The following is a 6383-nucleotide window of genomic DNA, read 5'->3' as shown; positions in this document are numbered from 1 at the left end:
ATTCTTGTGTAAATCGACGTCTCATTTTATCTGCCTCTATTAAAAGTTAGAGGCGACAACTATCCTGACACAGGGGGGATGGCGCCTCCTAAGTTAGCGTATTTTGATCGTCAAACAGGTAAAGTCGGTTACACCTTTGATATTCCTGGTTGTGACGAGCGCGATGAATTTGGTAATTGCTGCTTTGATTGGCGAGATATGCAGTGCTCATTAATAAACGAAAGCACCTCACAGTCGGGCTCGCGAGCATTTTTTCCAAGACTCTCCCATAAAAACATAGATAAATACCCACAAACAAAAATGACGATTGTAGTGACAGAGTTAGCACAAAACCCAATTTATTGTTTACTGTTTTGGGAGCGTTTAGTTCGCTTTATGGATGACACAAAGCCATTACCTGATATACCTGAATATGAGGGTTACAGGCACTTAGACTCAATTACCGCTGAGTTTGATAAGCACAACAATCGCCCTGAGGTTTACTGGCGTGACATGAGTTTTGCACAACAAACCGAAATATATGATGAGCTCTATGCTGAGGCATACAAAATAGATTGGTACAGTGACGAGCCACACCCTGAAATAATCAAACCATGGCAACGGTGGACTCCTGAGCCTGAGCGGAAACAAACACTTAATTGGAAATACAAAGCGAAACGTTTATTTATGCAGTTAACGTGTGGGATACCCTGAGTAACCAATTTAAAAAGATAATTTTATATGGAGTACATTGTTTATTTTTTATGTATCTGAGTGAATTGTCCACATGTGTATTAAATAAATTTTAGAATCTTTTATTACTTAATTTAGGCCATTCACTATATTAGTGAAAATTTTTATTTAAGAAGCTAAGTACCACTAACCGAAACTATATTTTAAAACTTTTAAAGGAATCAATTAATATGGAAGATAATAATATAGAAGCTAATAAAATGCGCATTGATCTTGATGCGCTTCCGGCAGTGTTTGCCATTCAGGGCTTTACAGCTATTTATCATGCAAGTGTAAAGTCAAATCCAAAGGAAAAATTCTGGTCGATACTTGCTATTGTATTCGGTTGTATTTTCATAGCTTCCGTTTTAACTGTTTTTGTTGGACCTGACCAATTATATATTCAAGGTGATATGAGCTTATCCGAGTTTTGGCAATTATACCCAGGGCCAATAGCATCAGTTAGTTTTGTACTGATATATGGTTGTATACAAATAGGGTCTCAATTTTCAACAAATTGGAAGTCATATTTTAGTGATATGATAGATGTTTATGTGGATTCTAAAATTATTGATGCCACTGGTTACGAAATCGAAACACTTGAGAATGACAATTTTGTAATTGCTAAAGACCCAGAAGCATTAAATAACTATATAAATAAACTAAGAAGTCAGCTTCAAGAGAATTAAGATATTAAATGCGAAACAAACGACATATATGTCTAGTTTAGTTGTACGAGGGTGAAAACATATCCAAAAGGTAAGGGCGCATCAGTTAGCACAGCCTTTGAAGATAATAAGTTTATATTGCCAACATCAAAACGCGATGAGTACGGTGAACTTGAAGAGCCAAATAAATGGCTAACAACCGAAGTGAATTTATCACTATTAAATTATTCACTAAAAAATGAGTTAGGGTTTTAAATGATAAATACCGAACAAGTATCGGAATTGCGCCCCCCTAAAAAACCAACTGACATGGGAAAGTATTACCGAAAAGTAGACGTCAATTATGACAACCTGCTAGGAGAAAAAGATGAGATTGGGGCTGATGGCCGTTATTATGGCCTATTACTAATGGGAAGTATGAGGGATATTTTCCAAAAAGCTACTGTAGCATTGATGTTAACATTTTTTGGGATTTTGACAGTAATGCAAATACTTGGGTTATTTAAAGCAAAAAGTTTACAACACTTCTTAGACTCATTTCTTTTTCACCCTTTGTTTATCCTAGGGCAAGTTTTGTTATTAATTATTGCTTTTATTTACCATCGTAAAGCAAAAATCCCAAGAGCAACCTCCGTCGTTTTTGACCGAAAAACCGGCAATGTAAATTTCCCTGCGTTTGGTGGTAACCCTGAACTTGTGATCCCATTCGAAGAAGTTGAGATGTATCGAGGCTCGTTAGGCTTTAGCTTAGGAAGGGGAATGCCTGTTACAAGTTTAATCCCAAAAAAATACCCTAAACATGGTAAAAGGGATTGCCAATACATAGTCGCGTTTGCTGATAGTTATGATCAAGCCTGTAATTTATGGACGTTATTAAATGAATATATGGATAAAAATAAACCTATCCCTTACGCAATGTTACCTTCAGTTCAATACTATCTAGATAAAGGGTGCAGCACAGTTTGGAAAGGCGATAAAATTGGCCCCTATATGAATAATTACCAACTCGATCCTGAGATAAAAAATAACTATAAATATGTTTTTCATACGGATATTGATGGTGAAAAAAAATACCCGATGGATGAGGTTAATTATGTTATTGCTCCCTTTAGTGATGACCCTGAGTTATTAGAGAAAAATATAAAACGTGCTTACGAGCTCAATATTTTACTTTTGTGATTAAGAAAAATAAAGGGTAACCCTACATACTCTAATGCGAGGGCGGTATAGGAATAATATGTCTATTTATAATTACTTAGGTGGCCCGCTGGCTAAAAAACAACCTTTAATAAATATTTTAAAACTAAAACAAGCAAAAGTCTTACAAGAAAATTTGGTGGATTATGTATTCTTTATGATTGGCTATATATCGATAAGTTAGGCCTAAAGGCACAACCCCAGCGCTTTCAAGTCCATTCATGCGGTAATGATCCCATGAGAGCACTTATATTTGGTCCCATGTTTTTGGGGTTTTGTTGGGAGTTTGGTTGTTGCTTTAGATATTATACTAATCCCATTTCATGGAGAGGGCGACGCTTTTCATTGGTGGTTACTTTATTTAGCAAACTAAAGTAGACACCCATCTTAATTTCAAACTGAAGTAGACACCCATCTTAATTTTGCAGTTTGGCGAACTAAGTACTAGGCTTTTACCAGTGTGAAAAATAAGCAGGGTGTCTTATGGCAATTGCAAGAAAGCGTCAGGTAAGTTTGGTTGATACAAAATATTATCACTGTATTTCACGATGTGTTCGGCGTGCTTTTTTATGTGGTGAAGACCACTTTACAGGTAAGTCTTACGAACATCGACGAGGCTGGGTTGAAGATAAGCTAATTGGATTAGCGAAGGTATTTTGTATTGATGTGTGTGCTTATGCCGTAATGAGTAATCATACACATTTAGTACTGTATGTTGATGATAAAAAAGCCAATAGACTGAATGACAAAGCCATTGTTATTCGTTGGCATAAGCTTTGTAAAGGTACATTGATTACACAAAAATACATCCAGGGCGAAAAGCTAAGCAAAATAGAACTCATATTTTTTAATCAAACAGTACAGCAATACCGAGAAAGGCTATCCAGCATAAGTTGGTTTATGCGGTTGTTAAATGAAAGCATTGCTCGCAGAGCAAATAAAGAAGATAACTGCACAGGTAGATTTTGGGAAGGACGTTTTACGTCACAAGCATTACTAGATGAAGCAGCCCTTGTTGCCTGCATGGCGTATGTAGATTTAAACCCCATCAGAGCAAAAATGGGAAATACACCAGAAGAATCTGACCATACCAGCGTTCAAAAGCGACTAACATACGCAAAAGAGGGTAAACAACCAAAAAAACTGCTCCGCTTTGCAGGCATGCCACGTCAAATTATGCCAAAAGGGCTGCCGTTTGAGCTTAAATCGTACCTTGAACTTGTTGAGTTAACAGGACGTTGTATACGAGAAGACAAACGCGGTTATATTGAAAGTTCGCACTTACCCTTATTCGAAAGAGTGAATATATCCCCCGAAAACTGGTTAAAACTCACCACACAATTTACGCGTGTATTTCATGGTGCAGTAGGCAGGCCAAGTTCACAAGCAAGTTACTGTGAAAATTTAAACAGAAAGCGGCGAGCGAATATCAGTAATTGCAAAAAGCTTCTCGCATAAAACTTAATCAACTCTAGTAAAACTATTCAGTAATAAATCACAACTGCACCATGCAGTTATTTTCATGCGTGTAATTTAGGTTTAATAGCGGTCATGTTTTATTTAATGGGTTAAATGAAAAGAATCGATTAAGAAAGGTAAATTTTTAAGCTAAAAAGTAGATTTTATGGCACAGTTTGGCTTGTACAATTAGATTGGCTATCTAGTTTAGTTTTTTTTGATTATCGCAGTTATTATACGGTGAAAGTAGATTTACCAATGTTTGTTGTTGGTAAGTCCGAGTTGCATTTAGATGTAAAATACTCTTGGCGACATCCAACAACATTGGATGTTTACAAAGAAGCAGGGTGGATTGAAGGTACTAAAGAATATTTATGTGAATTTGACAATAATAGCCTGAGCCTAAATGCTGCAGTTTATGAGTTTGAAATTGAATCACCTAGTATTAGTGTGTTTGATGTTGAAATAACACCAATACTTATATATAACGAAGATTTAACCTTACCAATAGATTTTGATGCGTTTGAAAAGCCAATTGAAAATGCCACACCTGATTTAGCAATCGCATAAGGAATCTGATGCAAAATAATAATTACTTCGGTGTTGGAATAATGCCAAAGAAAACGAAGTTTAATCGCTTTTTTGAAGCTCACCGAATAATAAATAAGGGAAGCGAATTTAGAGGTTTATGCTTTTTTCGACGTTGGTTAAATCAAGATCGGCGCATTTACGCGATTAAAAAAGAGCAATATAAAATAGTGCCCTGTGGCAACAATCCTATAAAAGCCATATTATTTGGACCAATGGCTATAGGGGCTGTATTAAGCTTAATTACATTAATTAGTATTTTATCACTTCCATTTTATGATGAGGGTGAAAAGTTTCAGTGGTGGATCCCATCTTTTACCTTTTTATGGAACTTATTCTTTTTAAATTTATTACCGATCACAGCAAGATACATACCAGATAGGGTGATGTACCTTGATAGGAAAAACCAAACTGTCGGATTTACTTTTGATATACCCGGTTGTGAACAACGAGATGACTTAGGTAACTGTTGCTTTAAATGGGAAGAGATTGTTTGCAGGTTAACCTCGAAAATGGGTGCGCCGGGTGTAATGAATTACTTTCCGGAAATTAGCCATATTGATCAAGAAAAGTACCCTGAAACAATAGTAACCGGTTCTGTTGTTGAGCTTTCAGCTAATCCTGTGCATTGTTATTTATTGTGGGAACGCTATGTACGCTTTATGGATTTAAGTAAGCCCTTGCCTGATGTACCAGAATACGAAAAGCACCGACATCTAGACTCTATCACAGCTGAATTTGATAAGAGGAATAATCGGCCTGATGAGTTTTGGTCCTCATTTTCGTTTTCGCAGCAATTAGAAATTGAAGAGGAAATTCTGAGTGAAGCATTTCCTTTTGATTGGCTTAAAGGTAGAGAGCGTGAAGAATTAATTAAACCTTGGCTGCATTGGAAAGCAGAACCAGAGCGCATAGAGCAATTAACGTGGAAATATAAAGTAAAGCATCTTGCGCTTCAGCTTTTTATCGGATTTCCTTGAGGTTACTAACCCTTCACCGTTTATGGTAAGTTAACAAATAGAAAAGGATTTCAAATCTAGGTGTTCCAAAGTCCCTAGGTAAGAAAAGTAAAGGGCTCTAATGCAAAATAATGATTACCTAGCTGTTGATATCATGCCTAAAAAAACGCGGTTCAATCGTTTTTTTTATCCTGAGAGATTAAATAGCCTTAAAGAAAAGTTTAAAGGCTTATGTTATTTGTATGACTTACCTTCTAAAAAGCAAAAAGCAATACAAAAACATCCAGAGCGATATAAAATAGAAATGTGCGGGAATAGTCCTGCTAGAGCTTTGCTTTTTGGTCCTATGGCTATTGGTGGTGTTCTGAGCTTTATATTCTTCTTATCTTGTATTGTGATGACATACTCGGATGAACCTTATCATTGGTGGGTGCCTGCACTTACTTTTTCTTGGAACCTGTTTTTTCTTAATTTATTGCCGGAGTTTTATAACTCAATTTATTAAAAGTTAGATTTTTATAATTTAGCTTTTATAAATGAATGATGACTTTGCCAATGCGATGGGTAAACTTGCGGCCATCACTCAAAGACAATAATCCAAGCTTTTCTCCTGCTTTATAATATTCGATTGGTAAGCCATAAATACTATTCCCCCCCTGAATTGTCGGTTGACCTTTGCCTTCAGGGTACACTAATAATCAAACTAGACAGCCATTCTTATTATATAAACTGCGCCATAAAAGGTACTTAAGGTATTCCACACGTTAATTGCATAAATAAACGTTTCGCTTTGTATTTCCAA

General features: G+C 36.1%; 8 protein-coding genes. All 8 read left to right on the top strand.

Features of this window, described 5'->3' with window-relative positions; translation table 11 throughout:
* Positions 1–78 precede the first annotated feature (78 nt).
* The 8 genes from WNY79_RS20575 (at position 79) to WNY79_RS20540 (ending at position 6086) form a co-directional block, all read left to right on the top strand.
* Complete coding sequence (locus WNY79_RS20575) at positions 79–693, top strand: hypothetical protein (protein WP_342876767.1); 615 nt, start codon at positions 79–81, stop codon at positions 691–693.
* A 209-nt stretch (positions 694–902) separates the two neighbouring features.
* A complete protein-coding gene (locus tag WNY79_RS20570; RefSeq protein ID WP_342876766.1) occupies positions 903–1400 on the top strand; it encodes a hypothetical protein in 498 nt (165 codons plus the stop codon).
* Between the two features lie 51 nt (positions 1401–1451).
* A complete protein-coding gene (locus WNY79_RS20565) occupies positions 1452–1634 on the top strand; it encodes a hypothetical protein (RefSeq protein ID WP_007584439.1) in 183 nt (60 codons plus the stop codon).
* Positions 1635–2558, top strand: coding sequence for a hypothetical protein (locus tag WNY79_RS20560; RefSeq protein ID WP_342876765.1), 924 nt, complete (start codon positions 1635–1637; stop codon positions 2556–2558).
* 501 nt (positions 2559–3059) lie between these two features.
* Positions 3060–4034 carry a transposase gene (locus tag WNY79_RS20555; RefSeq protein ID WP_342876764.1) on the top strand — a complete coding sequence of 325 codons (975 nt, stop codon included), beginning with the start codon at positions 3060–3062 and terminating at the stop codon, positions 4032–4034.
* Between the two features lie 240 nt (positions 4035–4274).
* A complete protein-coding gene (locus WNY79_RS20550; RefSeq protein WP_342876763.1) occupies positions 4275–4604 on the top strand; it encodes a hypothetical protein in 330 nt (109 codons plus the stop codon).
* An 8-nt stretch (positions 4605–4612) separates the two neighbouring features.
* Positions 4613–5602: a hypothetical protein gene (locus WNY79_RS20545; RefSeq protein WP_342876762.1), complete on the top strand. Its 990-nt coding sequence runs from the start codon at positions 4613–4615 to the stop codon at positions 5600–5602.
* A 100-nt stretch (positions 5603–5702) separates the two neighbouring features.
* Positions 5703–6086 (top strand): hypothetical protein, encoded by a 384-nt coding sequence (locus WNY79_RS20540; RefSeq protein WP_342876761.1) that lies wholly within the window; start codon positions 5703–5705, stop codon positions 6084–6086.
* Positions 6087–6383: the final 297 nt, after the last annotated feature.

Origin of the sequence: Pseudoalteromonas sp. AS84 (assembly GCF_038900255.1) — a bacterium.
Classification (GTDB): domain Bacteria; phylum Pseudomonadota; class Gammaproteobacteria; order Enterobacterales; family Alteromonadaceae; genus Pseudoalteromonas.
Note: the sequence above shows the minus strand (reverse complement) of the source record. Positions and strands in the feature narration are given on the sequence as shown.

Bases quoted from the DNA above. Each gene is read 5' to 3' on its own strand.
- WNY79_RS20570 (WP_342876766.1), top strand. From the start codon at position 903: ATGGAAGATAATAATATAGAAGCTAATAAAATGCGCATTGATCTTGAT.
- WNY79_RS20545 (WP_342876762.1), top strand. From the start codon at position 4,613: ATGCAAAATAATAATTACTTCGGTGTTGGAATAATGCCAAAGAAAACG.
- WNY79_RS20560 (WP_342876765.1), top strand. From the start codon at position 1,635: ATGATAAATACCGAACAAGTATCGGAATTGCGCCCCCCTAAAAAACCA.
- WNY79_RS20555 (WP_342876764.1), top strand. From the start codon at position 3,060: ATGGCAATTGCAAGAAAGCGTCAGGTAAGTTTGGTTGATACAAAATAT.
- WNY79_RS20540 (WP_342876761.1), top strand. From the start codon at position 5,703: ATGCAAAATAATGATTACCTAGCTGTTGATATCATGCCTAAAAAAACG.
- WNY79_RS20575 (WP_342876767.1), top strand. From the start codon at position 79: ATGGCGCCTCCTAAGTTAGCGTATTTTGATCGTCAAACAGGTAAAGTC.